Here is a 26671-nt window from a genome sequence, read left to right on the forward strand (position 1 = left end):
CTGCCGGCAGTGATCTACAGGCTCACTGCCCGGCCGGCTTCTCCGGCTCGGCCTTCTTCGGCTGCGGCTCGGTGGTTGGCGCAGCGGCGAGGTCGGGTTGCAGCAGTGACAGGGTGATCGCCCGCGTCACGTGCTCGGCCATGCAGCGCAGGCCGAGATCGTTCAGGCGGAAGTGGCGGCCGAGCATGTGCGTCTCGGTGCCCTTGTCGGCGCTGGCGGAGAGGAAGCGCATCGCCTCGTAACGGCGCACCAGCGGGACACCCTGCGCCACCGCAACGTCCTGCACCTTGTGCACGAGGCCGTTATACGATTCGTCGTCGGCCACGCTCTGGGTGAAGAGCGGGTCGATCAGCACCACGTCGATATGGTGCGACTTGATCCACTCGACCGTGTCCTTGAGCGCGTCGGCGAACGCGTCGGCATCGACTCGCGCCAGCGCATCGTTGGTGCCGACCTGCCAGACCACGAGATCGGGCTCGACGTCGGCGACGATGGTGCGAAGCCGGTCGCCCGCGCCGCTGGCCACCTCGCCGGAAAGGCCGCGTGAGTCGATCTGGACGTCGACATTCGGCAGCGAGCGCTCGAGGGCGTTCTCGAGCCGCACAGGATAGGACGCCGAGGCACCGAGCCCCGAGGAGGACGACCCCACGGAGAGCACGCGCACCGGGCGCTTTTCCTTCAGGGCGTGCTTCACGGCGGCAAGACGGGCGAGCGTGTAGAGCTTGGAACCCGGTACACGGCATTCCGGCGAGAGGCTGAGATCAACGCCTTCGAGAGGCGCGGCGCCGGTCGCCGATGCAGGCGGATGTGGCGGGGAGACGACCGTCGCGGCCCCTTCCGCGAGAGCGGAGGCGGCGGAGACCGTGAGGCAGAGGCCGAGCGCGGCCGCACCTACGACACGGCAGGTGCGACGGCCGCCTTCTTTGGCTTGCGGGAACGCCATTCGACGAACCATGCAGTGAAACCCAGAGCGAACAGGCCGAAGCCTACGACCGAAACGTCGACGAATATACCACCACCGTACTGAAACCTCACGAACTGGGCGCCGAGGCTGATGAGCGACCCCATTGAGAACACCGCGAGGGAGTTCCGCCCGAGCCCCGCGAGGAAGCGTGCGATCGGCCCGATCCAGGGCGTGACCCAACGGTAGACCGCCTGGAACGCCAGGAGGACACCACAGAAATGGATCAGCCGCGCCGGCGACAGGTAGGTTTTGTCGAAGGTGAAAATAAGGCGTGGCTCCGGCACCATCAGCGGATCGGGCCGGATCTCGTAGACCGACAACACGATCCCGACGACGACGATGACGATGCCGAGCGGCATCGCCCGGAAGCACCAGACGCGGAAGCGCGGCCGCTCGCGGCTCCAGCCCTGCAGGCAATAGCCGAGCATGAGCAGGAGCTGCCAACAGAACGGATTGAAGAACCAGTCACCGTCACCGGGCCAGGACGGGAAATTCCACTCGAAGATCAGGCTCGCCGCGTAGAGGCAGAACGACAGGAACAGCGCGCCGGCGCGGCTGACCCGCGACATCAGCACGAAGACCGGAGCCACCGCGATCAGCACGACGTAGAGCGGCAGAATGTTGAAGTAGCCGAGCTGGTAGGTCAGCAGCACCAACCCGACCATCGACTGGATCGGGTCGGCGAAGAAGCCGCCGGCATTGTGCCATTCGAGGATCAGCGGGTTGTCGAGCAGCAGGGCCGTGCCTGCGATCATCGCGAGCGCCAGCACCATGATGATCACCTGCGCGCGGTAGACCTCGACCGTTCGCGACATCAACCGGAGAATCGAGGTTAGGGCAGACTCGGGCCGTCCTTCGCGATCGGTCGTGGCAATGCCGATCGACCAGCCGGCGAGGAACACGAACAGCTCGGCCGCATCGGAGATGCCGTATTGGGAATAGGTCCAGCGCTCGAAGGTGTTGCCGGGGATGTGGTTGACGAAGATCGTGATGAGGGCGAAGCCGCGCCAGAAATCGATCGCGTTCGGTCCACGCATCGGGCTCCCGACTCCGGCGAAGGTTGCATGAGGACGCTCACGGAAGAGCGCGGACGGACGTCACGAGACGAAGGCGCGTCGTGATACGGCCCTCGTCGCGTTCTGAAAAGCGGAACCGCCGAAACAGATCCGGTGCATCGAGGCGGCTTTTGTCACATGTTAAAATGTACCGTTGCCCAAAAGTGACTGTATTTTGCATACAAGCCCGCTAAACAGGCAGCGTCCGTTCCAGAGACCACGGACTACCTCAGCCAGCGCGTCCAACTCGGGCGCGCTGTTTGTTTTTTGGGCGGTCGTCATGCCGTCGCGCCCACTCGATGGGCAGCGTGCCAGGACTGGAGCGCGGCGAGCGTGACGATGCCGTCCGGCCAGGCTGCGCCGGCCAGATGCTGATGCGGCTGCCCCGGCTCACCGAGATCGGACACCGCCGAGAACGCGCCGTCGAGGCGATGGCTCTCCGTATACCGGCTGCGGGTAGCGAGCACCGCGAGGCCGGCATCGAGCGCCGAGCGGATGCCGGCCGCGGAATCCTCGAAGGCGATGCCCTCTGACGGAGCGATGCCGAGCCGCTCCACGGCGATGTCGAAGATGTCGGGCGCCGGCTTCTTGTGGGCCGCCTCGTCTCCCGCCGCGATCACGTCGAACGGGATGTCTCCCTCAGGAAAATTGATCGCGATCAGCCGGTCGAGATTCAGTCGCGTCGTCGTCGTCGCCACGGCGAGCCGGACGCCGGCGGCACGTGCCTCGGCAATCAGGCGACCGATACCGGGCCGAAGCGCGAGATGGCCGGTCTCGATCAGTTCGCCATAGATGCGGGTCTTGAGATGATGGATCTCGGGCATCCGCGCGGCGAGCGCACCGTTATCTTCGGGATGCGCTTGCGCAATATAATGCAGCAACCGCTCCTTGCCGCCCATGACCTTGAGCAGCTCGGCATAGACCTCCGGGCTCCACTGCCAGTCGAGGCCGAGCTGCGTGAAGGCGCGGTTGAACGCCTGCCGGTGCAGGTCCTCGGTCTCGGCCAGGGTGCCGTCGACGTCGAAGATCAGCCCCTTCAGCATCGCAGGCCGTCTCGACCCGTCTCGCCATTCGCGCCCTCGCGGATCGCCGCGATGTTGCGGGCGTAGGCCTCCGGTCCGCCGCCGAACACGCCCGACCCGGCAACGAACACGTTGGCACCGGCCCGGGCCGCCTCGGCGACGGTTGCCGGCGTGATGCCGCCGTCCACCTCGATGTCGATGGGGCGCCCGGCGATCATGGTGCGCACACGCGAGACCGTCTCCAGCGCCGAGGGCAGAAAGCTCTGGCCGCCGAAGCCGGGATTGACCGTCATGCAGACGACGAGGTCGACCATATCGAGCAGGGGCTCGACCATCGCGGCCGGCGTGCCGGGGTTCAGCGCGATGCCGGCGCGCTTGCCGAGCGCCCGGATCGTCTGCAGCGAGCGGTGGATGTGCGGACCGGCCTCGACATGCACGGAGATCGTGTCGGCACCGGCATCGGCGAAGGCGGCGAGATACGGATCGGCCGGAGAGATCATCAAGTGGACGTCGAAATGCTTCTTCGTGTGCGGGCGCAGGGCCTTCACCAGGGCGGGGCCGAAGGTGATGTTGGGGACGAAGTGCCCGTCCATCACGTCGAGATGGATCCAATCTCCGCCGGCCTCGTCGACGGCGCGAACCTCTTCACCGAGCCGGGAGAAGTCGGCCGACAGGATAGAGGGGGCGATGATGGTCATGGGGTCCTCGACGGCAACGCAGATGGCGCGCGGCCCGGCCCGCGGAAACGGGCCATGCAAAACTAAGGCGCGGGTTGCCGCCGATGTAGTAGTCTTTCGTCCGAGCGTGAATGCCGCGAGGCCGGCAATGTCATCCCAGCCGACGCTTGCGCTCGACGAGTTGCATGATCATCGGCGTCAGGATGAGCTGCATGGCGATGTCGAGCTTCGAGCCCGGGATCACGATGGAATTGGCCCGGCTCATGAACGAGTCGTGGATCATCGAGACGAGATACGAGAAGTCGATCCCGTGCGGGTCGCGGAAGCGGATCACCACCATCGATTCATCGGCGGTCGGAATCCAGCGGGCGATGAAGGGGTTCGAGGTGTCGACCATCGGTACCCGCTGGAAGTTGATGTCGGTCCAGGAGAATTGCGGGCAGATGGTCTGCACGTAGTCGGGCATCCGCCGCAGGATCACGTCGGTCACCGCTTCGGTGGAATAGCCGCGGATCGAGCGATCCCGGTGCAGCTTCTGGATCCATTCGAGATTGATGACCGGCACGACGCCGATCTTCAGGTCCGGATAGCGAGCAAGATCGATGGTATTGTCGACGACGCAGCCGTGCAGCCCCTCGTAGAACAGGAGGTCCGAGCCCGGCGAGAAGTCCTGCCACTCGGTGAACTTGCCCATCGGCACGCCGAGCCGGGCGGCATCGACCTCATCGTGCGCGTAGGAACGCGTGCGGCCCTCGCCGGACTCGCTGTATCGGCGGAACGTCTCCTCCAGCGCGGGCAGCAGGTTGGCGCGCGGCGCGAAGTGGCTGAGGTTCGGCTCCTCCGCCATCTTGGCGCGCATGGTGTCGCGGTCGAAGGCATGGAAGCCGTCGCCCTCGATATAAACCGCGCTCACATCCTCGCGTCGAAAGATCTGCTCGAAGGTGTTGCGCACGGAGGTCGTGCCGGCACCCGAGGAGCCCGTGACCGAGATGATGGGATGACGCGCCGACATCGTGACTGAGGCTTCCGGGAGGCCGTAGGGGCGCTCAGCTGCGCATCAGGCCGCGCTGGCCGAACAGAGGCGAGCGGCCGGCGGCGGGCTGACGGCCGTCGTAATATGCCTCAACGCTGGCGACTTCCTCTTTCGAGCCGAAGACTAGCGGCGAGCGCTCGTGTATCTTCTTGGCGACGACGTCGAGGATGCGGCCACGCCCGTCGGTCGCCGCGGCGCCGGCCTGCTCCATGACGAAGGCGATTGGCGCGGTCTCGTAGAGCAGGCGCAGGCGCCCCTGCTCGTAGCCCTTGCGGCTGTCGCCCGGGTACAGGAACACGCCGCCACGGATCAGCACGCGCTGGGCATCCGCCACCAGGGCCGCGGTCCAGCGCATGTTGAAGTTGCGATCGTGCGGGCCCTCTTCGCCGCGCATGCAATCCTCGATGAAGGAGCGCACCGGCGTATCCCAGTGACGGCCGTTCGAGGAGTTGATCGCGTATTCGTTGGCGCTGTCGACGACCTTGAGCCGGTCGTGGGTCAGCTTGAACACCTTGGCCGCCCGATCGAGGGTGAAGATGCGCGTGCCGTCGCCGAGCGTGACAACGAAGGTCGTGGCCGGCCCGTAGACCGTGAAGCCGGCAGCCGTCTGCGTCGTGCCGGGGGTCTTGAACGAGGCGTTCGGATCGTTCGGGTCCGACACCACGGGGCGGATGCCGAAGATCGTGCCGACCACCATGCCGACGGCGATGTTGGAGGAGCCGTCGAGCGGGTCGATCGCCACGGCGAGCGGCGCGCCGGGGTTGAGGACCATGACATCGTCGGCTTCTTCCGAGCAGACCTCGGCGACGGGCGCCGATTGCAGCGCCTCGGTGAAGCGCTTGTGGGCGATGACGTCGAGCGCCTTCTGCACGTCGCCGTCGCTGTTCGTCTCGCCCTGGGCGCCGAGATCGCCGGCGAGCGCGCCGCGCCCGCAGACTTCGCTGACGTCGATCGAGGCTGCGGCGAGCGCCAGCAGAGTCTTGGCGGTGTCGGCGAGGCTGGAATCACGCGCCACTTCTGCGTCGAGGTACTCGGAGAGCGTGGAGCCGATGGTGATCGCCATGTGCTGAACCCAAATTCCCATACGCGCGCCGAGCGCAGTCCCGCCGCCGGGCCGATTGGCCGGATGATATCCCGCCGCGGCTCGCCAGTACCAGATCCGGTGCACGAGGCCGCGAAATAATCTGACCAAACTTGTGGTGCCGCGCAAAAAAACTAAAAGCGGCCCATGCGCAACCTCTCGCTCAAGCAGTTGCAGGCCGTCGCGGCCGTCGCCCGGCTCGGGACGATGACGCGTGCGGCGCAGGAGCTCAACGTGACCTCCGCCGCGCTTTACGCGCGCATCCGCCAGTTGGAGGACGAGGCGGGCCTGCTGCTGTTCGATCGCACGCCGACCGGCCTCAAGCCGACCGATGCCGGCCGCGAGATGCTCTGGGCGATCAACAGCATCAACACGGTCCTGGAGACCTGCACGGAGCGGCTGCGCACGCTCAAGGGTGCCGGGGGCGGACGCGTGGCGCTCGGCGTCGTCTCCACCGCGAAGTATTTCGCGCCCGCCGTGATCGCGGGCTTCATGGAGTCGCATCCGCAGGTCGAGATCAACCTGACCGTGGGCAACCGCACCGGCACGGTCGACGCGCTGCGCAATTACGAGATCGATTTCGCGATCATGGGCCGGCCGCCGCGCGACTTCGCGATCGAAGCGGAAAAGTTCGGGCCGCACCCCCTCGTGCTGATCGCCGCCCCGGGCCATCCGCTCGCTGGCAAGACGGGCCTGACGCGCGAGGACATCGCCGACCAGTCTTTCCTCGTACGCGAGGAGGGCTCGGGCACGCGTGCCGTCTTCGAGGAATTCATGAACGGCGTGATGATCCGCCGCGCCCGCCTCGGGATCGATGCGGGGTCGAACGAGACCCTGAAACAGGCGGTGATGGCCGGGCTCGGCATCGCCCTGCTGTCCTCCCACACGGTATCCGCCGAGCTCGCCAGCAAGCGCCTCATCCTGCTCGACGTGCAGGGGCTGCCGATCCGGCGCGACTGGTACGTCGTGCGCCGCGCCGACAAGGTGCTCGGGCCGGCCTCGGACTCGTTCTGGCACTACCTCGTCCAGGAGGGCGAGGGCTTCCTGCCCGGGGTCGACGAAGCCCTCGCACCGACCGCGCCCGAGCGGGTCGAGCCGTGAGCGCGGCGGGCGTCGTCATCGTCGGCGCCGGCCAGGCCGGCCTGCAGACGGCCGCGAGCCTGCGCGAGGCCGGCTTCGCCGATCCGATCACCGTGGTCGGCGACGAAGAGGCGCTGCCCTACCAGCGCCCTCCCCTTTCGAAAGCCTATCTCGCGGGCAAGACCGACGCCGAGGGCCTGCTGCTGCGGCCGGCCTCGTATTTCGCCGAGCATCGCATCGCGCATCGCCGGGCACGTGCCACGCGCATCGATCGGGACGCCCGGACGCTCGGGCTCGATGACGGCGCGGTGCTCGCCTACGACCACCTCGCGCTCGCCACGGGCTCGCGCAACCGTGCCCTCCCAGTGCCTGGAGCCGATCTGCCCGGCGTCTACCAGCTCCGCTCGCTCGCCGATGCCGACCGGCTGCGCGAGGCGATCGCGGCAGCGGGCCGGGCCGTGGTGGTGGGTGCGGGTTTCATCGGGCTCGAATTCGCCGCCGTCTGCGCCGGACGCGGCCTCGCCGTCACGGTGATCGAGGCGGCCGAGCGCGTCATGGCGCGCGCGGTTTCGGAGGAGACCTCCGAGGCGTTCCGGGTCGCGCACGAGGCGATGGGCGTGACGTTCCGTCTGCAGGCCGGCGTCGTCGCGATCGAAGGCCATGGGGGCCGCGCCGCCGCGGTCGTCCTGGCAGACGGCGAGAGCATCCCGGCCGACCTCGTCCTCGTCGGCGTCGGCGTGGTGCCGAACCAAGAACTCGCCGAGCGCGCCGGGCTGGCGGTTCGGGACGGCATCGAGATCGACGCCTTCCTCGCGACCTCCGACCCGGCCATCTCGGCGATCGGCGATTGCGCCCGCTTCCCGACCCGGTTCGCGGCCGGGATGTCGCGCGGCGATCGGGTGCGGATCGAATCCGTGCAGAACGCGATCGATCAGGGCCGATGCCTCGCCGCCCGGCTAACCGGGCGCCCGAGCGCCTATGACGCGGTCCCGTGGTTCTGGAGCGATCAGGGCCGGCACAAGCTGCAGATCGCCGGCCTCGCCGAGACCGGAGACGGCAGCGTCGTCCGGGGTAGCGGAGACGCTTTCTCGGTGTTCCGCTTCCGTGACGGTCGACTCTGCGCCGTCGAGTCGATCAATCGGCCGGCCGAGCACATGGCAGCCCGCCGAATCCTCGCACTGGGCCGTGCGCTGACCCCGGCGCAGGCGGCCGAACTGGCCTTCGACCTGAAGGCTCTGGCGACCGCCGGCTGAATTCCATCAGCGGTCGTTTTCGGTGGTCAGGCTGTCGAGCCGCGTGCCCTCGTCGCCGCCGCGGCGCCCGAGCCGCACTCCGGCCGATCCGTCATCGGTGAAGATCACGCCGGCCGTCGAGAGCGCGCTGCGCAATGCCTCGACCTGCCCGGAGGAAGGATCGCTCCGCCGGCCTTCGAAATCGCGTACCATCGCCTCGCCGAGCCCGACCTTGGCCGCGAGATCGCCGGCCGACCAGTCGATCAGCGCGCGGCCTGCCCGGCATTGCTCCGGCGTCATCGTGTTGGGCGAGCGGCCGCTCGCCTCTCCCTCATCCGATCCGGACACTGGCGCACTCCCTGCCGACCCTCGAAACGCACCCGGAGCCGGCGACCGGCCCCGAGAGCCTCGACAACACGACGAGGCCCGGGATCGTTGCAACGGAGGGTGCATCGACGGGTGAACGGCCGCCCTCGACCATATTTGCGCTCGATTCCTATCGGATGCGCGGTGCGCTACGTGCCTCGGAAAGGTACGAGACGACTTTCCATCGACGCCGCAGCGCTGCGAACCAAGGGGGCTTCACCATGAAAAAGATTCTCGCCGTCGCGCTGACGGGCACGATCCTGGCGGTGACGCCGTCCTACGCCCAGATGGGCGGCGGCGGTGGTGTGCGGAACCTCGGTCAGGGCCAGCAACCGGAGAAGAAGCCGCAATACGTTCCCAGCGCCAAGGCGCAGGAGAAGGTCTTTCCGCTCGGCACCACTTGGACCGCCGTGAGCCTGAACGGCAAGGCCTTCGGCGGCAACGACCGGCCGAGCTTCATCATCGACACCCAGTACCGCGCCCGCGGCTACGGCGGCTGCAACACTTTCGCGGCGACAGCCTTCCCGCTCAAGGAGCAGCATCTGGCCGTCGGCCCGCTCGCGATCACCAAGAAGTCCTGCGACAAGGCGCTGGCGGCCAGCGAAACCGCCTTCCTGACGGCCCTGCGCACTTCGGGCGTCTGGGACATCGTCGGCTCCCAACTCGTGATCAAGAGCCAGGCCGGCGAGTTGCGCTTCGACCGCTCGCTGTGACGTCGCCGCCCTTCCGGGCGTTTTAAGTCTTCATTGACGACGATCCGCGGTCGCGGCCGCGGATTCAGGACTCCCTCAGATTGATCTCGTCATCCTGGCCCCATCGAGCCTGCCCGTCCTGGGCGGCTCAATGGAGCTCGGGACCGATGAGGATCGTGCAGGCAGGTCGGCAGTCGGTCGTCCGGGCTTCCGCGCGCGCGGCCACGGCCCGCTACGCCACGACCCGGGGCTTCGACGAGAACGCCGCCTTCCTCGCCCTCGGCGTGACTATCTTCGCCTCCTTCCTGCTCGTGTGCTGCGCCATCGTCCTGCGCGGCTGATCCTCGCCTGGCAGCAATCAATCGGCCGACAGGCGCCGAGGAAGTAAATTCTTCGTTTCCCAACATCAACGATATCGTTCTTCTCCCTTTGACCGCAATGCGGAGGAGATCAAGAAAAGATTTGCTTTAGAGGGGCTTAGGTCGATTGCCCCTGTCGCGGTGACGCGATATCCGGTCGCTCCGAGAAGCCCGGTGGAACATCGGCGTCGCCGGCCCATATTCGGCGGACGAGCATCCGAGGCTTCCAACCTTCTCGCCTTGGACGATCAGGAGACCCGTTGATGGCCGACGACACCACTGCAGCGCGCAAGCCGGGCCACGGCCGCATCTACGGCTCGATCACCGAGACCATCGGCAACACGCCCCTCGTGCGCCTCAACCGGCTGCCGAAGGAGCACGGCGTCGATGCCGAGATCCTGCTGAAGCTCGAATTCTTCAACCCGATCGCCAGCGTGAAGGATCGTATCGGCGTCAACATGATCGACGCGCTCGAAGCCTCGGGCCGCCTGAAGCCCGGCGGCACGCTGATCGAGCCGACCTCCGGCAATACCGGCATCGCGCTCGCCTTCGTCGCCGCCGCCCGCGGCTACCGCCTGATCCTGGTGATGCCCGAGACCATGTCGCTCGAGCGCCGCAAGATGCTCGCCTTCCTCGGCGCGCAGCTCGAACTGACCCCCGGCCCGCAGGGCATGAAGGGCGCCATCGCCCGGGCCGAGGAGTTGCACAAGGAGATCGACGGCTCGGTCATCCCGCAGCAATTCTCGAACCCGGCCAACCCGGAGATCCACCGCAAGACCACGGCAGAGGAGATCTGGAACGACACCAACGGCCAGCTCGATGCCTTCGTCGCGGGTGTCGGCACCGGCGGCACCGTGACCGGCGTCGGCCAGGTGCTCAAGCCGCGCCTGCCGAACCTCAAGGTCTTCGCCGTCGAGCCGACGGATTCCCCCGTGATCGCCGGCGGCCAGCCCGGCCCGCACAAGATCCAGGGCATCGGCGCCGGTTTCGTCCCGGACAACCTCGACCGCTCGATCCTCGACGGCGTGCTCGCCGTCACGAACCAGCAGGCGATCGATACCTCCCGTCAGCTCGCCAAGCTCGAAGGCATCCCCGGCGGCATCTCGACCGGCGGCAACGTCGCGGCGGCCCTAGAGCTGGCGAAGCGGCCGGAATTCAAGGGCAAGCGCATCGTCACCGTCGCCTGCTCCTTCGCCGAGCGCTACATCTCCTCGGTGCTGTTCGAAGGCATCGGCTAGCCCTCACGCGACGCGCCGGGAATCGATGTCCTCGGCGCGCGCGGCCTGACGGCATCATCGAAAAGCTGTGACCCCCGAGGGTCACGTCTGAGAGACCGGCGCCCGACTCGCGGCGATCCCGGCTGGATCGACCGGGGTTCGTGCGTCGTGTTCTCGAACGGCTATTTCCATCTGAAGGTCCTGAGCCGCCGGCCGTGGATCAGGGTCGCGCTGTTCTGCTTCGCTGCCGTCGTCGCGGCTCTGGCGGCTTCGGGGCTCGGACCATTCATCCCGTCGAGCATCGCCTCCTCCATCGGCTCGGAAGCCGTCGACCAGATCCTATCGATCCTGGCAACGAGCATGCTGCCGGTGGCGACGTTTTCGCTGTCGACCATGGTCCAGGCCTATGGCTCCGCGACCAGCAACGTCACGCCGCGCGCCGTGCCGCTCCTGCTGCAGGACACCCGCGCCCAGACGGCGCTGGCGAGCTTCATCGGCGCCTTCCTCTACAGCGTGGTCGGCCTGATCGCCCTGAAGACCGATTATTACGGCCAGCAGGGCCGCGTCGTCATGTTCGCCGTGACGCTCGTCGTGATGGTGCTCGTGGTGGCGACGCTGATCCGCTGGATCGATACGCTGTCCGAACTCGGACGGGTCGGCACGACGATCGATCTGATCGAAGCGGCGGCCGGCGACGCCCTCAAGCGCCGCGCCGAGATGCCCCATCTCGGCGGCCGTCCCTGGCAAGCCGCACCGGCCGGCTCCGAAAGCGTCACGTCCCGCGAGACCGGATACGTCCAGCACGTGGATACGCGCAGCCTCGATGCATGGGCCGAGAAGAAGGGCGTCGAGATACATCTCGCCGTCGTTCCCGGCAGCTTCGTCCATGGGGGCTGCTCGATCGCCGAAGTCACCGGCTCGCTCGACGAGGACGATCATGCGATCGTGCGCCGGGCCTTCGTCGTCGGCGATCGGCGCGTCTACGAGAACGATCCCCGCTTCGGCATCATCGCGCTGTCCGAAGTCGCCTCCCGTGCCCTGTCGCCGGCGGTGAACGATCCCGGCACGGCGATCGACGTGATCGGCACGCTGGTGCGCGTTCTGGAGATCTGGGCGACCCGCGACCGTTCGATTGCGGAAGAACCCGACTTTCCGCGCCTCTACGTCCAGGGATTGACGGTGGAAGACCTGTTCGAGGACGGCTTCACGCCGATCGCACGGGATGGCGCCGGCCTCGTCGAGGTCGGCATCCGCTTGCAGAAGGCCCTGGCAGCCCTCGGACGGATCGGAAGTCCGGACTTCGCGCCGACGGCCGAGCGGCATGCATCACTCGCCATCAAGCGCGCTCAGGCCAGCGGCATGATCTCGGAAGACGTCGAGGCGATAACGGCGGCCGCCGGGCGCTCGTAACCGTCGGCCGAAAGAAACCTCTCCGGCCGCGATCCGTTGAGAGGGAAGGCCTGGAGACGCCTCTCGGCGTCGCCGGGCATGGCATCCGCGGGGTCAGCGTGAGCAACACCACAACAAGCCACGATCGCAAGCATGGCGATCCGCATGACGGATCGCGATCCGGCGACGAGAAGCAGAAGAACGTGGCGCCGGACGCCGTCAAAGATCCCAATCAGAAGACCGAGGGCAAGCCGGGGCTTCCCTCGGATTCCGGCCAAGGCAGAGATGCCGACCCGGGCGGCGGTTAAGCCGCTTCCGCGACCACGCGGTTCCGGCCGTCGGCCTTGGCCCGGTAGAGGGCGTCGTCCGAGCGCTTGAGCATGTCCGACGCGCTGGTGTCGCTCGTATGCCGGGTCGCGACGCCGACGGAGACCGTGACGTTGATCAGGTTCGTCCCGCGCTGGATCGGGAACGGCAGGCACTGGACGCGATCGCGGATGCGCTCGCCGGCAGCCTGGGCATCGGCCAGCGTAGCGCCCGGCATCACGATCACCACCTCCTCGCCGCCGAAGCGAGCGACGACGTCGATGCCGCGGGTATGCTGGCGGACGCGATCGGCGAAGGCCTTCAGCACCTCGTCGCCGGCCTCGTGGCCGTAGGTGTCGTTGATCGACTTGAACCGGTCGATGTCGAGGATCAGGCAGGCGAGGCCGAGTGCCTGGGCGGTCGCCGCCCCGAAGAGCGGGCCGAGCTGGCGATCGAGGTAGCGGCGGTTGTGCAGGCCGGTCAGCTCGTCGGTCACGGCGAGTTCGATCGAGGCCTGCACGGCATCGCGCAGGGTCGCCGAGAAGCGCCGGCGGCGAACCTGGGTGCGGACCCGCGCGATCAGCTCGTTCCGGTCCACCGGACGCAGCAAGTAGTCGTGGACGCCGAAATCGAGCCCGCGGGTGAGGCGTGCCATGCCATGCGTCTCGCCGATCATGATCAACGCCATGTCGCGCGTGCGATCGAGGGAGCGGAGCTGGCTGCACAGCCGGAGCCCGTCGACGCCGTTGAGGTCGACGCTGATCAGCGCCAGATCGAAATCGCCCTCGGTCGCGCTGATCAGCGCACGCTGGGGATCGCTCTCGATGGTCACCGTATGGTGCTGGCGCAGGGCGGTGGCCATGCGGTCGGCGGCGCTCGGCCGATCCTCGACGAGCAGGATGCGCGCACCCTGGCCGGTCTCGGCGGCCGCGAGCGCGAAGGGATCACCGATGCCGAGTTCGCGCGAGGCCATCGCGCGGGTGCGCAGTTCGTCCTGCACCGCCTTGAGCCGCAGCAGGCTGCGCACCCGCGTGAACAGGGCGGTATCGTCGATGGGCTTGGTCAGGAAGTCGTCGGCTCCCGCATCGAGGCCGCGCAGCCGGTCGGACGGCTCGTCCAGCGCCGTGACGATCACCACGGGAAGATGCGCCGTCGCCGGGTCGGTCTTGAGCCGCCGGCAGACCTCGAACCCGTCCATGCCCGGCATCATCACGTCGAGCAGCACGATGTCGCACAAGCCCTTCGCGCAGATCGCGAGGGCTTCGGGGCCATTCATGGCGGTCACGACGTCGAAATACTCCATCGAGAGCTTCGTCTCGAGGAGCCTCAGGTTCGGCAACAGGTCGTCGACGATCAGGACACGGGCGGACATGTGGTCTCCTAGAGCCCCGTTTCCGACAGGCCCCGGCGGGGTCAGTCGTCTTCGCCGAGATATTTGCGCACGGTCGCGACGAACTTCGCCACCGAGATGGGCTTCGAGAGGTAGGCCTCGCAGCCGCCCTCGCGGATGCGCTCCTCGTCACCCTTCATGGCGAAGGCGGTGATGGCGATGACGGGGATGTGGCGAAGCTCCTCGTCATCCTTCAGCCATTTGGTCACTTCGAGCCCCGACACCTCCGGAAGCTGGATGTCCATCAGGATCAGGTCGGGCACGTGCTTGCGGGCGAGTTCGATCGCCTCGATGCCGTTGGCGGTCTTAAGGGTTGCGTAACCATGAGCTTCGAGAAGATCGTTGAAGAGCTTCATGTTCAGCTCGTTGTCTTCAACGATGAGAACGGTTTTCGTCATGGCCCCCAATTCTCCGGGCTCCCGCGACCTCGCCTTCGTCGCCCTATGCTCGTATTCCCCTTAAGTGATACTCGTTGATGAAACGCAAATTTGATCATGGAGATCAGGTTACCGAGTCTCTATCGCTCGACGTCCTGGTCTGGCTGGCCGGAGACGAGGAGCGTCTGTTCCCGTTCCTGCAGTTGAGCGGCCTGAACCCGGAAACGGTTCGGGAGAGCGCGCGCGATCCGGCCTTTCTCGGCGCCGTCCTCGACCATGTCATGGGCGATGAGACGCTCCTGCTCGCCTGTGCCGACGCTCTCGACGTGAAGCCCGAAAAAATCGCGACGGCCTGGCGGCGGATGCAGCCGCCGGATTTCGACCACGATCTCTGACAGACCGGCCTACTTGGCGAGTTCGCGCAGGCCGAGGCGGATCAGCGTCTTGGCCTCCGCACCCTCGGGAGCGCTCTTCAACACGGTGGCGATGGCGGCCGAGGCCTGGATCTGCGGATAGCCGAGATTGACTAGGGCCGAGATCGCATCCGCCACGGGCTGCGGCGCCGTGCGCTCCTCGACCGCGCCGGTCAGCGCGATCAACGCTGGATCGGCCGGCGAGAAGGCCGGAGCCTTGTCCTTCAGCTCTGCCGCGAGCCGCGCCGCGAGCCGCGGGCCGACTCCCGGCGCACGGGCGATCGCACCCTTGTCGCCGGTCGCGAGCGCGGTGGCGAGCGCGCCCGGTTCCAGGATCGACAGTACGGCGAGCGCGACCTTTGATCCGACGCCCTGCACGGTCTGCAGCAGTCGGAACCACTCGCGCTCGGCATCCGAGCGGAAGCCGTACAGCCGGATCATGTCCTCGCGCACATGCGTCTCGATGGCGAGGTCGGCCGGCTCTCCGGGCTTCGGCAGCCGCTGCAGGGTGCGTGCCGAGCAATGCACCACGTAGCCGACGCCCTGCACGTCGAGGATCACGAAATCCTCGCCGTAGGAATCCACGATACCCTTGAGCTTGCCGATCATGATGATTCCGTGCGGACCCGGTTCGGGCGCTGATGCGGGACTTGGTTCCCAGGTCCGCCTGCCATATCCGATACGCCGACGAAGCCCACAAGGTGAGCCCGACCTGTGCCCATGAAGCCGACCTTCGCCCTCGCCATCGTGGCGCTGCTCTCAGCCGCTCCCGCGCCAAGCCGGGCGGACGACGTGCCTGCCGGGACGAGCAAGGACCCGATGCAGGTGAAGCCCGGCAAGTATCGGCTCGATCCGGCGCACGGAAAAATCACCTGGTCGCTCAGCCATCTCGGTTATTCGACCTATTACGGCCAGATCACCGACATCGCGGCGGAAGCCACCCTCGATCCGCGGGAGCCGGCGAAGAGCACGTTGTCGGTCACGATCAACACCGCGAGCGTCAACGGGCTCAACGACAAGCTGAACGAGCACCTGAAGGCGCCGGACTTCTTCGACGTCCAGAAATTCCCGCAGGCCACGTACGTCAGCACCTCCGTCGAGCCGACCAGCCCAACCACGGCCCACGTCAACGGAGAGCTGACCATCAAGGGTGTCACGCGGATCGTCTCGTTCGATGCCACATTCAACCAGGCCGGCGTGAACCCGGTGGACAAGGTCTACTCGGTCGGCTTCGACGGCCGGGCGGTGATCCGCCGCTCCGATTTCGGCATCAGCGCTTTCCTGCCACTCCTCGGCGACGAGGTGCAGCTGCGGCTCGAGGGGGAATTCAAGGCGCAGCCGTAATCCGTTTGCGATCAGGAAACGTTCACGATATGTGCTGATGGTGGATGCGTCGCGGGTCTCCCGCCGCGCCGGAGGCACCATGACGTCGGACGTCCGCATCCTCGGCATCGATCCCGGCCTGCGCCGAACCGGCTGGGGCCTGATCGTCACAAAGGGGACCAAGCTCGCCTATCTCGCCTGCGGCGTCGTCACTTCCGACGGCGACCTGCCGCTGGCGCTGCGCCTGCGCGAGCTGCACGAGGGCATCACCCGTGTCGTCGGCGACCACACGCCCGACGAGGTCGCAGTGGAAGAGACCTTCGTGAACAAGGACGCACAGGCGACGCTCAAGCTCGGCCATGCCCGCGCCGTGGCGCTGCTCGTGCCGGCATTGGCCGGGCTTCCCGTCTCCGAATACGCCGCCAACCTCGTGAAGAAGACGGTCTGCGGATCGGGCCATGCCGAGAAGGTCCAGATCCAGGCGATGGTGCGGTTTCTGCTGCCGAAGGCGGAGTTCAAGGTCGCCGACGCCGCCGATGCGCTCGCCATCGCCATCACGCATGCGAACCACCGCGGCGCTCATTCGCTCAAGAGACTGCACGCGGTCGACGCCGCCCAGGGGCCGGGAGCGGCACGCATCGCCGCGGCGCTGGCCCGCCAAGCTTAGCGCTCGTTTCGCGGCCGGTTCCACCGATGTCGGACGCGCTTCCAAGCAGGCGCGCGAGCATCGGCGGAATCGCTGGCAAACTTTCGAAATAAATTTTGGGACCATTCTGGATCTCAGCCGTTAGCAGACCAGAACGAAGCCGGCGCGAGCCGGTCTTCTGCTCAATATGAGACCAGGAGTTCATTGAATGAAGCGCATTTTACTCGTTGCCGCTCTCGTCGCGAGCCCGCTTGCTTTCGCCGGCGCGGCCAATGCTCAAGGAACGATCCGCGGTGCAGAGCGCGGCGTCGAAGACGGTAATCGTGCTGCGGGACCGGTCGGCGGTGTCGTGGGAGGCGCGGTTGGTGCAGCGACGGGCACCGTCGGCGGCGTTCTCGGCGTCGATCCGGATCGCCGCGAAGAGCGCGTGGAGCGTCGTGACCGCCGCATGATGCGCGGCGAGCGTCCGGTGCGTCGTGAGCGCGATCTCGACGATTGATGATGTGATGTGACCCGCGCCAGCCCGGCAGCGTGTCACTCATTCGGCCCCGTCACCCTTGGTGGCGGGGCATTTTGCTGGTCTCTGCCATCAGACCGCGCTGATGCGCAGCAACACTTTGCCCCTCGCCTCGCGTCTCTTGAGAATGCCGAGAGCCTCTTCGTAATCGACGAGGGGCAAAACACCGTGGATCGTAGCCCGCAGCTGCCCCTCGGCCGCCCAGGCGAGCAACTGCTCCTGGTTGGCGCGGTGCGCATCGGGCTCGCGCTCCACAAAGGCGCCCCAGTGGACGCCCTGCACATCGACGCCCTTGAGCATGATGACGTTGAGCGGGAATTTCGGGATCTCGCCGGCCGCAAAACCGATGACGAGATAGCGTCCCTTCCAGCCGAGCGAGCGCAGGGCCGGCTCCGCCTGGTCGCCACCGACCGCGTCATAGATGACGTCGACGCCGCGATCCCCCGTCAGCCGGCGCAGTGCCTCGCGGATGTTGTCGGCGGCGTAGTCGACGAGTTCGTCGGCCCCGTGTTCGCGCGCCGTCTCCCGCTTCTCCGGTGACGAAGCGCAGGCGATCACCCGCGCGCCGAGAAGCTTTCCGAGTTCCACCGCCGCGAGCCCAACGCCGCCGGAGGCGCCGAGTACGACCAGCGTTTCGCCCGGCTGGATCCGCGCCCGGTCTCGAAGCGCATGCAGCGTCGTGCCGTAGGTGATCGTCAGCCCGGCCGCGGTCTCGTCGGCGAGGCCGTCCGGCACCCGCGTCAGGCGGCGTGTCGCGACGGCGACGCGCTCGCGGCAGGTACCGTGCGTAGCATGGACGATGACGCGATCGCCGACCGAAAACCCCTCGGCTCCCTCGCCGAGCGCTTCGATGATCCCGCTGGCTTCCCCGCCCGGCGAGAAGGGCAGCTCAGGCTTCACCTGGTAGCGGCCGGCGATGATCAGCGTGTCGGCGAAGTTGAGGGCGGCGATCGTGATCCGCACCAAGGCCTCGCCGGGGCCGGGCACCGAATCCGGCAGCTCTTCGATCGACAGATCCTCCGGCCCACCGAGCCGGGTGCACAACAGGGCTTTCATCGTCCGTCCGTTCGTGGGTTGGGGCGGTGCTCAAACCGTCATTGCGAGGCGAAGCCGAAGCAATCCAGGGCCAATGGGCTGACGTCAGTGCGTCGGCCCTGGATTGCTTCGCTGCGCTCGCAATGACGGGGAGGGTCTCCGTTCACGATCGCTCAGTCGCGCCGGGCGGCGACCATGTAGTTCACGGCGGTGTCGCGGCTGCGGCGCCAACCTCCCGTCAGCGGATCGAACATCACGCCGGCCGTGTCGAAGACCTGCAGGCCGCCGGCCTCGAGGTCGGCGGTCAGCTCGTCGGGCTTCACGAACTTGTCCCAGTCATGCGTGCCCTTGGGCAGCCAGTTCAGCACGTATTCCGCGCCGACGATGGCGAGCGCGAAAGAGCGCATCGTCCGGTTGAGGGTGGCGGCGAAGAGCAGGCCGCCCGGCTTCACGGCGGCGCAGCAGGTGGCGAGGAAGGCCGTGCGGTCGACCACGTGCTCCACCACCTCCATCGCGAGTACGATGTCGAAACGCTCGTCCCGTTCGACGAGGCTCTCGATGGTCGCGGGCCGATAATCCACCGTTACCCCCTCGGCCTCGGCATGGGCGCGGGCCACTGCGACGTTCTGCGCGGCCGGGTCGAGACCGGTCACGCGCGCGCCGAGCCGTGCCAGCGGCTCCGACAGCACCCCGCCACCGCAGCCGACATCGACGAGGCTCAGTCCATCGAGGGCGAAGGGCCGGTTCGGATCGCGCCCGAAATGCCGGCAGGCCTCGTCGCGGATATAGGCGAGGCGCACCGTGTTGAATCGATGCAGCACGCGCATCGGTCCGTCCGAATCCCACCACGTCGCGGCCTGCGCGTTGAACCGCGCCACCTCTTCCTGATCGACCGACGCAGCCATCACCCCGACACCTCACGCATGCTCAGCCGGCGAACGGGCTTCGCGGCCATCGCATTGACACCTTCGAGAGGCCCTTGTACCCGCCGGGCGCCTCCCCGGTACAGTCGCGATGGCTTTCCGCGCGACGGCGATGCTGCGGCGGGCCGCTCCCGACCGACGGTAGGAAACGGACAGAAGACGCGGACGCGATATGCCCCGTTTGGTGATGAAGTTCGGCGGCACCTCAGTCGCCAATGTGGACCGGATCCGCAACGTGGCCGCCCACGTGGCCCGCGAGGTCGCGGCCGGTTACGAGGTCGCGGTTGTCGTCTCGGCAATGTCCGGCAAGACCAACGAGCTGGTCGCCTGGGTCAAGGACGCCAACGACCTCTACGACGAGACCGAGTACGACGCCGTCGTCGCCTCGGGTGAGCTCATCACAGCGGGACTGCTCGCCATCGCGCTCCAAAAGACCGGCATCAAGGCCCGCTCCTGGCAGGGCTGGCAGATCCCGATCGAGACCTCGAACGCGCACGGCTCGGCCCGCATCGAAGCGATCGACCCCAAGAATCTCGATGCCGGCTTCGCGCGCGGCGAGGTCGCGGTGATCGCGGGCTTCCAGGGCGTTCACACCGAGACCGGCCGCGTCGCGACGCTCGGCCGCGGTGGCTCGGATACCAGTGCCGTCGCCATCGCCGCCGCAATCGGCGCCGAGCGCTGCGACATCTATACGGACGTCGACGGCGTCTACACCACCGACCCCCGTGTCGTGCCGAAGGCCCAGCGCATGGAGCGCGTGACCTTCGAGGAAATGCTGGAGATGGCATCCCTCGGCGCCAAGGTGCTGCAGGTCCGCTCCGTGGAGCTCGCCATGGTGCATCGCGTGCCGACGACGGTGCGCTCCTCCTTCGATCCTCCCGACGCGGCGCGTCCGGGCACCCTCATCTGCGACGAGGACGCTATCGTGGAACAGCAGATCATCACCGGGATCGCCTTCTCGAAGGACGAAGCCCAGGTCACGCTCCGCTCGGTCAAGGACAGCCCCGGCATCGCCGCGGCGATCTTCGGTCCGCTAGCGGACGCAAACATCAACGTCGACATGATCATCCAAACCGTGTCGGGCGATCAGTCCACGACGGACATGACCTTCACGGTCCCGGCAGCGGACTACCAGCGCTCCCGCGCCATCCTCGATGCGCAGCGCGAGCGCATCCAGTTCGGCCAGATCGAGGGCGCTACCGACGTGGTGAAGGTGTCGGCCATCGGCGTCGGCATGCGCTCGCATGCGGGCGTCGCGGCCAAGGCGTTCCGGGCCCTCGCGGAGAAGGGAATCAATATCCGCGCGATCACCACGTCGGAAATCAAGTTCTCCGTGTTGATCGACGCCGCCTACACGGAGCTTGCCGTTCGCACGCTCCACTCGCTATACGGCCTCGATCAGGCCTGACCGTACTCGCCGCATCGTGATGTGCCACTGTTTCGACAGTTGGCACGTTTGGTGGTTGCACCGGCTGAACACGGATTGACGACTCGATGCCCGCTGCGCCCGGAGGCCCGCGCCTGCTGCTGCGCCGGCTCCGCGAAGCGATGGCGGAACCGGTCAGCGCTCAAGCACGCCTCGACCGCATCGTCGTTCTGATCGCCGCGAACGTCATCGCCGAGGTCTGCTCGGTCTACGTCCTGCGCGACGACAACACGCTCGAACTGTTCGCCACCGAAGGCCTTAATCGCGATGCCGTCCACATCACGCGGCTTCGCGCCGATGAGGGCCTCGTCGGCCTGATCGCGAACCAAGCCGAGCCGCTCTCGCTCTCGGACGCCCAATCGCATCCGAACTTCTCGTATCGGCCAGAGACGGGCGAAGAGATCTACCACGCCTTCCTCGGCGTGCCGCTGCTCCGCGCCGGCAACACGCTCGGGGTGCTCGTCGTCCAGAACAAGACCTACCGCGTCTATTCCGACGAGGAGATCGAGGCGCTCCAGACCACCGCCATGGTGCTCTCGGAGATGATCGCCTCGGGCGAGTTGCAGGCGCTCGCCCCCGGAGCCGGAAGCGCCGCCCGCCGGCCGGTCAGCCAGCGCGGCGTGCCGCTCGCGGACGGGATCGGGCTCGGCCACGTGGTGCTGCACGAGCCGCGCATCATCGTGAAGCGCCTCATCGCCGAGAGCGTCGAACTCGAGGTCGAGCGCCTCGAGGCGGCGATCGAGGATGTCCGCTCGGCCATTGACGAGCTGGTCGAGCGCGGCGACGGCATCGGCTCGGGCGAATCCCGCGAGGTGCTGGAGACCGTGCGCATGTTCGCGCACGACAAGGGCTGGCTGCGCCGGATGCGCGAGGCCGTGCAATCCGGGCTCACGGCCGAGGCCGCGGTGGAGCGCGTCCAGTCGGATAACCGCGCGCGGATGCTGCGCCAGTCCGACCCCTATCTGCGCGACCGCCTGCACGACCTCGACGACCTCGCCAACCGCCTGCTGCGCCGCCTCGTCGGCCAGGAGGCGGGGAACGGCATCGCAGCGATGCCCGACAACGCGATCCTGGTCGCGCGATCCATGGGGCCAGCGGCGCTGCTCGACTACGAGCGGGCGAACCTGCGCGGCGTGGTGCTAGAGGAAGGCGGCCCGACGAGCCACATCGCCATCGTCGCCCGCGCGCTCGGCATCCCCGCGGTCGGCGAGATCGCCAACGCCACGGCCCTTTGCGACTCGGGCGACGCGATCATCGTCGACGGCGCCGCCGGCGAGATCCAGGTGCGGCCGACTCCCGAGATCGAGTCGGCCTATGCCGAGCAGGCGCGCCTGCGCGCCCGCCGGCAGGAACAGTACCGAGCGCTCCGCGACGTGCCGGCCTTGACCCGCGACAAGGTCAAGATCGGGCTCAACCTGAATGCCGGGCTGCTGATCGACCTCAGCCATCTCGGCGAGACCGGCGCGGAGGGCATCGGCCTGTTCCGCACCGAGCTGCAATTCATGGTCGCCCAGCGCATGCCGTCCGCCGCGGAGCAGCAACAGCTCTACGAAGCCGTCTTCGCGGCGACCGGCGACCTGCCGGTCACGATCCGCACCCTCGATATCGGCGGCGACAAGATCCTTCCCTACATGCCGGCCCTCGAAGAAGAGAACCCGGCGTTGGGCTGGCGCGCCATCCGCATCGGCCTCGACCGCCCTGCCCTGCTGCGTGTCCAGCTCCGCGCCCTCCTGAAGGCCGCGGCCGGCCGGCCGCTGAAGATCATGTTCCCGATGGTGGCGACGGTGGAGGAGTTCACCCGCGCCCGCGGCATCGTCGAGCGCGAGAAGGCGCATCTGCGCCGTCACGGCTACGTGCTGCCGAGCGACTGCAAGCTCGGTGTCATGGTCGAGGTGCCCTCGCTGCTGTTCCAGATCGACGAGATAGCCCGCGAAGCCGATTTCCTCTCGGTCGGCTCCAACGACCTGATGCAGTTCCTGTTCGCGGTCGATCGCGATAACCGCCGCGTCGCCGATCGTTTCGACCCGCTCTGCGGTGCCGCCCTGCGCGCCTTCCGGGTGATCGCGGACCGCGCCGAGGTGGTCGGCTGCCCCGTCACGGTCTGCGGCGAGATCGGCGGACGCCCGCTGGAGACCATGGCGCTGATCGGCCTCGGTTTCCGCAACTTCTCGATGTCGCCGGCCGCCATCGGTCCAGTGAAGGCCATGGTGCTGTCGATCGAAGCGGACGAAGTCCGTGCGTTGATCGATACCGAGCTCGCCAAGGCGACCGATGGCGCCTCGCTCCGCCCCGCTCTTGCCTCCTTCGCCAAGGCGCGAGGCATTCCGGTCTAAACCTGGGTTGGAATGACGTGCTGGCGCTCGCGCTCCGGGCAGCACTGGGCTAGGAAGCCCGCTTTCCGAGTGAGCCTCAACAAAACGTGACCCCGATCCCAGCCGAGCGCCTCGACGCCATTCTCGTGCGTCACGACATCATCACCGCACAGCTATCGGCCGAGAACACGCCTGCCGACAGTGTCGTGCAGCTCTCGCGCGAGCTGTCGGATCTCGACGGCGTCGTGGCGGCAATTCACGTCTACCGCGCTGCCCGCGAAAACCTCGCGGGGATCGAGGCGTTGATCGACGAGGGCGATGCCGAGATGCGCGCGCTCGCCGCGGAAGAGAAGCCGGATGCCGAGGAGGCACTCGAGGGGGCGCATCGCGCGCTGCAGCTCATCCTCCTGCCCAAGGATGCGGCCGACGAGAAGAGCGCCATCCTCGAAATTCGGGCCGGCACCGGCGGCGACGAAGCCGCGCTCTTCGCCGGCGACCTCTTCCGCATGTACGCGAAATACGCCGAGGCGAAGGGCTGGCGCGTCGAGGTGATTTCGCAGAGCGAGGGCACCATGGGCGGCTACCGCGAAATCTTCGCGGAGGTGAACGGTCGCGGCGTGTTCTCGCGGCTCAAGTTCGAGAGCGGCGCGCACCGCGTGCAGCGCGTGCCCGACACTGAGACGCAGGGGCGCATCCACACCTCCGCCGCCACCGTGGCCGTGCTCCCGGAGGCGGAGGAAGTCGATATCGTCATCAACGATGCCGACCTGAAGATCGATACGATGCGCTCGCAGGGTGCCGGCGGTCAGCACGTCAACAAAACGGAATCGGCGATCCGCGTGACGCACATGCCCTCGGGGATCGTGGTGTTCGTCCAGGAGGAGCGCTCGCAGCACAAGAACCGCGCTCGGGCGATGTCCCTGCTGCGGGCCAAGCTGTTCGATGCGGAGCGCACGGCGAAGGATTCGGCGCGCGCCGCCGACCGGAAGGCGCAGGTCGGGTCGGGCGACCGCTCGGAGCGCATCCGTACCTACAACTTCCCGCAGGCCCGGGTGACCGACCACCGCATCAACCTCACGCTCTACAAGCTCGAAGAGGTCATGGCCGGCACGGCCCTCGACGAGGTGATCGACGCCCTCGTGACCGAGCACCAGGCCGAGCTACTCGCCGCCGAGGGCATGGCGTGAGGGGCGCCCAAAGCCGTCATTGCGAGCGCAGCGAAGAAATCCAGGGCCAACGCGCCGACGTCGCGGGTGTGGCTCTGGATTGCTTCGTTGCGCTCGCAATGATGGGGTGAGCGGCGAACTCGCGGGCCATGGCAGTCGCCTTGGAGCCGAGCCTGTCCCGGGCCGAGGCCCGACTGCGGATCGCGGCGGCGTTGGAGCGAGCCGGGATCGCCGAGGCGCGCGGCGATGCCCGCTTCCTTCTGCTCCAGCTCCTCGGTCTGACACAGACCGATCTAGCGCTGCGCGGCAACGAGCCGATCGGCCCGGCCGGAGCCGAAGCCCTGGCCGATGCGCTTCGGCAGCGCCTCACGGGCGTGCCCGTGGCGCGCATTCTCGGCGAATGGGAGTTTCGCGGCCTAACCTTCGCGCTCTCACCCGAGACACTGGTGCCCCGGCCCGACACCGAGACCCTGGTCGAGACCGCGCTCCACCTCGTTCGGAACCCCGCGCCGAGAATCCTCGATCTCGGCACCGGCTCGGGCTGCATCCTGGTTGCGCTGCTCGACGTCTTACCCGGCGCCCGCGGCATCGGACTGGACCGATCGGCGGACGCGCTCTCGACGGCTCGCGGCAATGCCATCCGCAACGGCGTCGGCAACCGCAGCGCATTCGTGCAGGGCGATTGGTGCGCAGCTGTTGGCGGCCCCTTCGATCTGATCGTCTCCAACCCTCCTTACATCGCGAGCGGCGTCATCCCGACGCTGGTCGAGGAGGTGCGCGAGCACGACCCCATAGCGGCGCTCGATGGCGGGCAAGATGGGCTCGACGCCTATCGGGCGATCATCCGTGCCGTCACCGAACGGCCGGCCCTCCTCGCGGCAGGCGGCGCCTTGGCCTTCGAGATCGGCTACGACCAAGCCGAGCCCGTCTCGGATCTGGGGCGGCAGGTGGGCCTGACTGTCGAGGCCATCACGCGCGATCTCGCGGGCCATCCGAGGGTCGTCACGCTTCGGCCATCCTTCGGTGTGACACCTACCGACAACAAAGTCGTTCAATAATTGCAACGACATGAAAAAGTGCTTGTTGCGGAGGCCGTCAGCCACTACGTTCGGGCTGTAGATCGTGGACGGCCCAGAAGATGGGTCACGGTAGGATCGAGATCGATCAGCACCGTCTCCGGTTCGGACGATCGCCCCACCATCGCGCGAACGCACACCCGGCATCACTGCCAAGGCTGCCGCCAAGCGTGATGGACTTGAACCTGACAGTCGAAGGTCATTCCGAGGGCACGCCCGAAGGCGAGCGCGGGGACCGGACGAGACGACGGCACGCACGACGTGAAAGATCACGGATCGACCGGCGACACATCCCGCGGCGAGCATTGGGCTCGGTGGCGGAGCGTCCGGGCAAGCCGCTGATCGACCCTGTCAGAGATCATTTCTGTTACGAGCGAAAGGTCAATCGAGGCCGATGAGACCAAACCAGAACAGACGGATGCGCGGTCGCAACCGGCCGAAGGGTCCCAATCCTTTGACCCGGTCGTACGAGTCCAACGGCCCCGACGTCAAAATCCGCGGCACCGCGCAGCACATTGCCGACAAGTACGCCCAGCTCGCGCGTGACGCGCTAGCGAGCGGCGACCCCGTCGCTGCGGAAAACTACTTCCAGCACGGCGAGCATTATTTCCGCATCATCACCGGTGCCCAGGAGCCGAACCGGCCTCAGGCGAGCCAGGGCTACGCCCGCAACGGCTTCGACGACGAGGACGAGGGCGACGAGGACGTGCAGGGCCAGAACGGCGCCGACCAGGGCCGTCAGGGCTATGGCGCCGACGAGTACGGCGATCCCGGCCAGCAGCCCCAGCCCTACGAGCGCCAGGATTACGAGCCGCGTCAGCAGCACCGCGGCAGCGATCGCCAGGATCGCGGCCAGGATCGCAACGATCGCCCGCAGCGCTTCCAGAACCGCAACGATCGGAATGATCGTCCGCAGCGCTTCGACAACAATCGCCAGGACTACAATCGCGGCGACTACCGCCAGGAACAGCCCCGGCAGGAGCAGCCGCGCCAGGATTACGGCCGGAACGACCAGGGCCGTCCCGAGCAGGGTCGCCAGGATTACGGTCGTCAGGAGTATACCCGGCAGGACGCGCCGCGGAACGACCAGTTCAACCAGGATCAACCGCGCTACGAGAACGGCCGCGGCAACTACAACCGCCAGGACGGCGGCCGCCCCGAACGCAATCGCCAAGATGCGGGGCGCCAGGATGCAGGGCGCCAGGACGGACGTCAGGACGCGCCGCGTCAGGAGCAGAGCCGCGACGAGGCTCCGCCGCCCCGGAACGAGTCGCCGCGCCGCGAGCGTCACCGCGACGAAAGCCATCGCCCGGCCGCAGACGAGACGTCGGCTCTGCCCGCGTTCCTGATGACGGCGACGCGCAACCCTGCACCGGCTCCCGAGCCGACGGCCGAACCGACACGCTCTGCGCCGGAGCCCGTCGCGGCACCCCAGCACGAGGCGGTCTCGGATGAGGCGGCTCCCGCGCCGAAGCCCCGTCGCCGCCGGACGCGTTACAAGGCCGGCGAAGAGGGCGCAGCGCCCGAGAAGCCCGAAGTGGCCGACGCAGGCGAGTGATCGCCAACTCCCGACCGATGACAAAAGAGCCGCCCT

28 protein-coding genes are annotated in these 26671 nt (G+C 67.5%); 16 read left to right on the plus strand and 12 right to left on the minus strand.

Annotation, left to right across the window (positions count from 1 at the left end; translation table 11 throughout):
* Positions 1-22: 22 nt before the first annotated feature.
* From GGR33_RS04445 to GGR33_RS04470, 6 genes are all read right to left on the minus strand, one after another.
* Positions 23-943, minus strand: coding sequence for an SGNH/GDSL hydrolase family protein (locus tag GGR33_RS04445; RefSeq protein WP_183502365.1), 921 nt, complete (start codon positions 941-943; stop codon positions 23-25).
* Positions 892-2001 (minus strand): OpgC family protein, encoded by a 1110-nt coding sequence (locus GGR33_RS04450; RefSeq protein ID WP_183502367.1) that lies wholly within the window; start codon positions 1999-2001, stop codon positions 892-894. Before GGR33_RS04450 ends, GGR33_RS04445 begins: the two co-directional genes overlap by 52 nt.
* Before the next feature lie 296 nt (positions 2002-2297).
* Complete coding sequence (locus GGR33_RS04455) at positions 2298-3062, minus strand: HAD-IA family hydrolase (protein WP_183502369.1); 765 nt, start codon at positions 3060-3062, stop codon at positions 2298-2300.
* On the minus strand, positions 3056-3739 hold the full coding sequence (gene rpe, locus GGR33_RS04460) for a ribulose-phosphate 3-epimerase (RefSeq protein WP_183502371.1): 684 nt from the start codon (positions 3737-3739) through the stop codon (positions 3056-3058). Before rpe ends, GGR33_RS04455 begins: the two co-directional genes overlap by 7 nt.
* 130 nt (positions 3740-3869) lie before the next feature.
* Positions 3870-4730 carry a phosphoribulokinase gene (locus GGR33_RS04465; RefSeq protein WP_183502373.1) on the minus strand — a complete coding sequence of 287 codons (861 nt, stop codon included), beginning with the start codon at positions 4728-4730 and terminating at the stop codon, positions 3870-3872.
* Positions 4731-4764: 34 nt separating this feature from the next.
* A complete protein-coding gene (locus GGR33_RS04470) occupies positions 4765-5814 on the minus strand; it encodes a class 1 fructose-bisphosphatase (protein WP_183502374.1) in 1050 nt (349 codons plus the stop codon).
* Between the two features lie 165 nt (positions 5815-5979).
* Between GGR33_RS04470 and GGR33_RS04475 the strand changes: the two genes are divergently transcribed.
* Both GGR33_RS04475 and GGR33_RS04480 read left to right on the plus strand, forming a co-directional pair.
* The gene (locus GGR33_RS04475; protein ID WP_183502377.1) at positions 5980-6933 is read left to right on the plus strand and encodes a LysR family transcriptional regulator; all 954 of its coding nucleotides are present in this window, start codon (positions 5980-5982) and stop codon (positions 6931-6933) included.
* The gene (locus tag GGR33_RS04480) at positions 6930-8165 is read left to right on the plus strand and encodes an NAD(P)/FAD-dependent oxidoreductase (RefSeq protein WP_183502379.1); all 1236 of its coding nucleotides are present in this window, start codon (positions 6930-6932) and stop codon (positions 8163-8165) included. Before GGR33_RS04475 ends, GGR33_RS04480 begins: the two co-directional genes overlap by 4 nt.
* Before the next feature lie 6 nt (positions 8166-8171).
* On the opposite strand, the gene GGR33_RS04485 is transcribed toward GGR33_RS04480, so the two are convergent.
* Positions 8172-8492, minus strand: coding sequence for a helix-turn-helix domain-containing protein (locus tag GGR33_RS04485; protein WP_284210979.1), 321 nt, complete (start codon positions 8490-8492; stop codon positions 8172-8174).
* A gap of 239 nt (positions 8493-8731) precedes the next feature.
* On the opposite strand from GGR33_RS04485, the gene GGR33_RS04490 reads away from it, so the two are divergent.
* The 5 genes from GGR33_RS04490 to GGR33_RS04510 all read left to right on the plus strand — a co-directional run bounded on the left by GGR33_RS04490 (position 8732) and on the right by GGR33_RS04510 (position 12475).
* Positions 8732-9223 carry an META domain-containing protein gene (locus GGR33_RS04490; protein ID WP_183502381.1) on the plus strand — a complete coding sequence of 164 codons (492 nt, stop codon included), beginning with the start codon at positions 8732-8734 and terminating at the stop codon, positions 9221-9223.
* A gap of 146 nt (positions 9224-9369) precedes the next feature.
* Positions 9370-9543 carry a hypothetical protein gene (locus tag GGR33_RS04495; protein WP_183502383.1) on the plus strand — a complete coding sequence of 58 codons (174 nt, stop codon included), beginning with the start codon at positions 9370-9372 and terminating at the stop codon, positions 9541-9543.
* Positions 9544-9824: 281 nt separating this feature from the next.
* Positions 9825-10799: a cysteine synthase A gene (gene cysK, locus GGR33_RS04500; protein ID WP_183502385.1), complete on the plus strand. Its 975-nt coding sequence runs from the start codon at positions 9825-9827 to the stop codon at positions 10797-10799.
* Between the two features lie 147 nt (positions 10800-10946).
* Positions 10947-12188, plus strand: a complete 1242-nt coding sequence (locus tag GGR33_RS04505) for a DUF2254 domain-containing protein (protein ID WP_183502387.1) — start codon at positions 10947-10949, stop codon at positions 12186-12188.
* 98 nt (positions 12189-12286) lie between these two features.
* Positions 12287-12475 carry a hypothetical protein gene (locus GGR33_RS04510; protein WP_183503628.1) on the plus strand — a complete coding sequence of 63 codons (189 nt, stop codon included), beginning with the start codon at positions 12287-12289 and terminating at the stop codon, positions 12473-12475.
* Here the strand turns inward: GGR33_RS04510 and GGR33_RS04515 are convergent.
* The gene (locus GGR33_RS04515; RefSeq protein WP_183502389.1) at positions 12472-13845 is read right to left on the minus strand and encodes a PleD family two-component system response regulator; all 1374 of its coding nucleotides are present in this window, start codon (positions 13843-13845) and stop codon (positions 12472-12474) included. The two genes, GGR33_RS04510 and GGR33_RS04515, sit on opposite strands and share 4 nt — an antisense overlap.
* A 41-nt stretch (positions 13846-13886) precedes the next feature.
* Complete coding sequence (locus GGR33_RS04520) at positions 13887-14261, minus strand: response regulator (RefSeq protein ID WP_183502390.1); 375 nt, start codon at positions 14259-14261, stop codon at positions 13887-13889.
* 77 nt (positions 14262-14338) lie between these two features.
* Here GGR33_RS04520 and GGR33_RS04525 point away from each other — a divergent pair, with 77 nt between their 5' ends.
* Positions 14339-14635, plus strand: coding sequence for a DUF3572 domain-containing protein (locus tag GGR33_RS04525; RefSeq protein ID WP_183502392.1), 297 nt, complete (start codon positions 14339-14341; stop codon positions 14633-14635).
* A gap of 9 nt (positions 14636-14644) precedes the next feature.
* On the opposite strand, the gene ruvA is transcribed toward GGR33_RS04525, so the two are convergent.
* The gene (gene ruvA / locus GGR33_RS04530) at positions 14645-15262 is read right to left on the minus strand and encodes a Holliday junction branch migration protein RuvA (RefSeq protein WP_183502394.1); all 618 of its coding nucleotides are present in this window, start codon (positions 15260-15262) and stop codon (positions 14645-14647) included.
* Positions 15263-15373: 111 nt separating this feature from the next.
* Between ruvA and GGR33_RS04535 the strand changes: the two genes are divergently transcribed.
* From GGR33_RS04535 to GGR33_RS04545, 3 genes are all read left to right on the plus strand, one after another.
* The gene (locus GGR33_RS04535; protein ID WP_183502396.1) at positions 15374-15997 is read left to right on the plus strand and encodes a YceI family protein; all 624 of its coding nucleotides are present in this window, start codon (positions 15374-15376) and stop codon (positions 15995-15997) included.
* Positions 15998-16076: 79 nt separating this feature from the next.
* Entirely contained in the window at positions 16077-16643 is a 567-nt protein-coding gene (gene ruvC / locus GGR33_RS04540; RefSeq protein ID WP_183502398.1) for a crossover junction endodeoxyribonuclease RuvC, read from the plus strand.
* A gap of 187 nt (positions 16644-16830) precedes the next feature.
* A complete protein-coding gene (locus tag GGR33_RS04545; RefSeq protein ID WP_183502400.1) occupies positions 16831-17121 on the plus strand; it encodes a hypothetical protein in 291 nt (96 codons plus the stop codon).
* Between the two features lie 90 nt (positions 17122-17211).
* Here the strand turns inward: GGR33_RS04545 and GGR33_RS04550 are convergent, their stop codons facing one another.
* Together GGR33_RS04550 and ubiG are read right to left on the minus strand one after the other, a co-directional pair.
* Complete coding sequence (locus GGR33_RS04550) at positions 17212-18195, minus strand: NADPH:quinone oxidoreductase family protein (protein WP_183502402.1); 984 nt, start codon at positions 18193-18195, stop codon at positions 17212-17214.
* 152 nt (positions 18196-18347) lie between these two features.
* Positions 18348-19079 (minus strand): bifunctional 2-polyprenyl-6-hydroxyphenol methylase/3-demethylubiquinol 3-O-methyltransferase UbiG, encoded by a 732-nt coding sequence (gene ubiG, locus GGR33_RS04555; protein WP_183502404.1) that lies wholly within the window; start codon positions 19077-19079, stop codon positions 18348-18350.
* A 190-nt stretch (positions 19080-19269) separates the two neighbouring features.
* Between ubiG and GGR33_RS04560 the strand changes: the two genes are divergently transcribed.
* The 5 genes from GGR33_RS04560 (at position 19270) to GGR33_RS04580 (ending at position 26635) form a co-directional block, all read left to right on the plus strand.
* Positions 19270-20505, plus strand: a complete 1236-nt coding sequence (locus GGR33_RS04560) for an aspartate kinase (protein WP_183502406.1) — start codon at positions 19270-19272, stop codon at positions 20503-20505.
* An 86-nt stretch (positions 20506-20591) separates the two neighbouring features.
* A complete protein-coding gene (gene ptsP, locus GGR33_RS04565; RefSeq protein WP_183502408.1) occupies positions 20592-22856 on the plus strand; it encodes a phosphoenolpyruvate--protein phosphotransferase in 2265 nt (754 codons plus the stop codon).
* Between the two features lie 86 nt (positions 22857-22942).
* Positions 22943-24022: a peptide chain release factor 1 gene (gene prfA / locus GGR33_RS04570; RefSeq protein WP_183502410.1), complete on the plus strand. Its 1080-nt coding sequence runs from the start codon at positions 22943-22945 to the stop codon at positions 24020-24022.
* A 128-nt stretch (positions 24023-24150) separates the two neighbouring features.
* A complete protein-coding gene (gene prmC / locus GGR33_RS04575) occupies positions 24151-25059 on the plus strand; it encodes a peptide chain release factor N(5)-glutamine methyltransferase (protein ID WP_183502412.1) in 909 nt (302 codons plus the stop codon).
* Between the two features lie 436 nt (positions 25060-25495).
* Positions 25496-26635 carry a DUF4167 domain-containing protein gene (locus GGR33_RS04580; RefSeq protein WP_183502414.1) on the plus strand — a complete coding sequence of 380 codons (1140 nt, stop codon included), beginning with the start codon at positions 25496-25498 and terminating at the stop codon, positions 26633-26635.
* Positions 26636-26671 lie beyond the last annotated feature (36 nt).

Source organism: Methylobacterium brachythecii (assembly GCF_014196345.1).
Taxonomy (GTDB): Bacteria; Pseudomonadota; Alphaproteobacteria; order Rhizobiales; family Beijerinckiaceae; genus Methylobacterium; species Methylobacterium brachythecii.